Genomic DNA, 2,789 nt, shown 5'->3' on the forward strand with positions numbered 1-2,789 from the left:
TGTAATCAGCAAATTTTCATGCAACATTTTTAAGAAAAATAACATATAGCATTCTTCGGCAATTAAGATGTAGCATTATTGATGCGTTTTGGCAATTAAGATGGCGCAGTACCAAGGTTTCCCTTGGTAGCTGCGCAGGTGTTCGAAGTCTGTTCTTTTTGTTACGGTTTATTCTGGTTTCTCATTGTCACCCTCGTCTCTGAGGATAGCAAGGACTTCATCGAGGAAGGCATCTACCTCGCCTAAGAGAAGCTCAACACGCTCTGTGCTGACCGACTTCTCGGATTTGCACAGCTGCTGGTATTCCTCTTCGATTCCCCTCATTATCAACATCTGGTTGAAGAGACGGCTCTCATTCTTCTGTCTCATTTTTTTGCTGATTAGATGTTGAACTGTAGGTATTCTTGTTAAGGAAGCCACTGCGGTTCTCCATACGGTAAGAGGAGCCGGTGAGCTTGATGATGTCGCAGTGATAGAGGATGCGGTCGAGGAGTGCCGTTGCCAGAACCTCGTCCTGCAGGATCTCCACCCATTCCGTGGGTGCTTTGTTCGTGGTTATGACAAGCGAGGCATTCTCATAGAGGAGGTTTACCAGGTTGAAGAAGGCCACAGCCTCTTCCTTTTTCATCGGCATGAGCATGATGTCGTCGATGCCCACGAGGTTGCACTTGGTCAGGTGCTTGTATGCACTCATTGCCGAGGTTGAGACATCCTTCATTCTCAGTATTTCCACCAGCTGGTCCATGGGGATGAACTGAGCCTTATAGCCCTTCAGCACTGCATCCCGGATGAGACCTCCCGTTATGTAGGTTTTGCCTGTCCCGCTCGGTCCCATTAGGATGATGTTGTACATCTGGTCAAGCCAGGCCAGCTCACGCAATTGCCCCAACTGCATCCTCGTAATACCGGCGCTGTGGTTGAAGTCGAAGGAGTCGAGGTTGCTGGACCGCGGAAGTTTCGCTTTCTTGATGCGCCGTTGGAGCTCTCTTTTTTGGCGTTCCTCCACCTCGGTCTTGAGGACGTTGAGTATAAAGTCCTGATAGGTGGGCTTGTCTATCTGCGCCTTGTGGAAGTAGTCGGAGCAGTTCTGTGCGAAGTTGCTCAGACGAAGGCACTTTGCGTACGTACGGATGTCGTCCGTTATAAGGTTGCCGTTCATTCCGCACCTCCTTCCCCAATGATCTGCTCATAATCCTTCACGGAGCGTTTCTCCGGCGTGATGTCCTGCTTGTTGAGTCCAGGCGGCACTACTTTGATGGTGGGTTCTGCCGAGTCAGTTTCCCGGTTACAGAGTCCCTTGGCAATTTCCTCCATCTTGGCGGCATTATAGACTTTTTGATCAGAATAGAGCTCGACGAGAGCTAAGGCAGAGTCCTTGTTGTAGTTGGTCAGGAACGAGGCCATGGCCTTGACGCTTTTGGCGTAGTAGCGCGGCCGATCGTACTTCAACTCGGCAAGGAACTTGGAGAGCATGCAGTCCTCGCCCCACTGTCCAAGGTACTCGTGCAGTATCTTCTCTGATTCCAGCATGTCACGCTGCTTGACGGTCGCGTGCCCCTCCATAGTGATATGCATTCCCTTCAAGGGGCTGATTTCATGGCGTGTGATGAGCGTGTTGCTGTCCTCGTCATAGATGGCCAGCTGGTTGGCGTCCAAGTCTTTGGAAACGAGTACTTTGGTGCCTTTCCCTTTGTAAGTACCAGACGGGAGATCGTAGGTGTTGCTGTGGTAGAGGATGGTATTGTCGCTCCTTACCGTATAGGCGCGCAGATCAGCTTTGGGCTCTTCCACCGACAACGTATAGGGCAGAAGGTGCTTGCGCTCCTCCTCGAAGACATCAGCGGGAACGAGCCGTGTCATCGCATGAGGCTTGGCGTTTGCCGTGCGGCCCAGCCAGCCGATGGCCTGCTCATTGAGCAGCTCTATGTTCTGATAGACACGCCCACGGAGAAAGTTGTTTTTCACATACCCTACTGCATTCTCTACCTTGCCCTTGGTCTGAGGGTCTCTGGGCATGGCGAACACAGGCTCAAAGCCCGCCTCTGCTATAAACTTGGCCATCTCGTCTGTCGTCTTGTAGTCGCCATAGTTTTCGTCAGACAGCAGTTTACAGTCCTGGTCATAGAGTATCTTCCGGGGCATGCCACCGAAGTATTTGAAGGCCAAGTGATGGGCATAGACTGTCGTCTTTGCGGTGAAGGGAACGTTCTGCAGATAGACGAACTTGTAACGCGAGCGGCTCAGCACCATGACGAAGGCATGCACCTTGACACGGTGGCCGCTTGATGTGCGCAGCCATTTCTCACCATAGTCAACCTGTGCCTGTTCCCCATACTCGCATTCCGGCAGCTTGTGCATCTGGCGCACCGGCTCGGACATGACAGGGATGTCCTCCTCCTCACGGACACGCATGACGTAATTGTACACGGTGCGGTCTGACACATACGGCATGTCAGGGAAGTTCTCCAGCAGGTGGTCTTTCACCTGGGCGCACGACAGGTAAGGCGCGTCCTGGAGGTCCTTGGTGATAAAGCCGCGGTAGCTGTCCAACTTATGCTTCCGCTGGAGCTGGATACCCTGGACGCGCTCCTTGAACTCGGCCTCGCTCATCATCTGATAGCGGCGGACCGTCGAACGATTGACATCTAACAGTGCAGCTATCTGCACCTGAGTTAGGTTCTTTCGAGATAATTCATTAATTTTGTACCACATTGCGGTAAATGAGATTAAATTGTTTACTGTCTTGTAAGGCATAATCGTCTTTTTAGCGACTTCGAACATCACTAAGT

The 2,789-nt window shown here is 51.6% G+C and carries 3 protein-coding genes; all 3 read right to left on the reverse strand.

Annotated features, from left to right (window positions below):
• Positions 1–168: 168 nt before the first annotated feature.
• From FYJ73_RS15450 to istA, 3 genes are read right to left on the reverse strand one after another with little or no spacing between them, the layout of a single operon-like run.
• Positions 169–369, reverse strand: coding sequence for a hypothetical protein (locus FYJ73_RS15450; protein ID WP_154535634.1), 201 nt, complete (start codon positions 367–369; stop codon positions 169–171).
• Positions 353–1,159, reverse strand: a complete 807-nt coding sequence (istB, locus tag FYJ73_RS15455) for an IS21-like element helper ATPase IstB (RefSeq protein ID WP_154535635.1) — start codon at positions 1,157–1,159, stop codon at positions 353–355. The genes FYJ73_RS15450 and istB overlap by 17 nt, the downstream gene beginning before the upstream one ends.
• Positions 1,156–2,781 carry an IS21 family transposase gene (gene istA, locus FYJ73_RS15460; protein WP_336509625.1) on the reverse strand — a complete coding sequence of 542 codons (1,626 nt, stop codon included), beginning with the start codon at positions 2,779–2,781 and terminating at the stop codon, positions 1,156–1,158. Before istA ends, istB begins: the two co-directional genes overlap by 4 nt.
• Positions 2,782–2,789: the final 8 nt, after the last annotated feature.

It is taken from the genome of Hallella mizrahii (assembly GCF_009695775.1).
GTDB classification, from domain to species: domain Bacteria; phylum Bacteroidota; class Bacteroidia; order Bacteroidales; family Bacteroidaceae; genus Prevotella; species Prevotella mizrahii.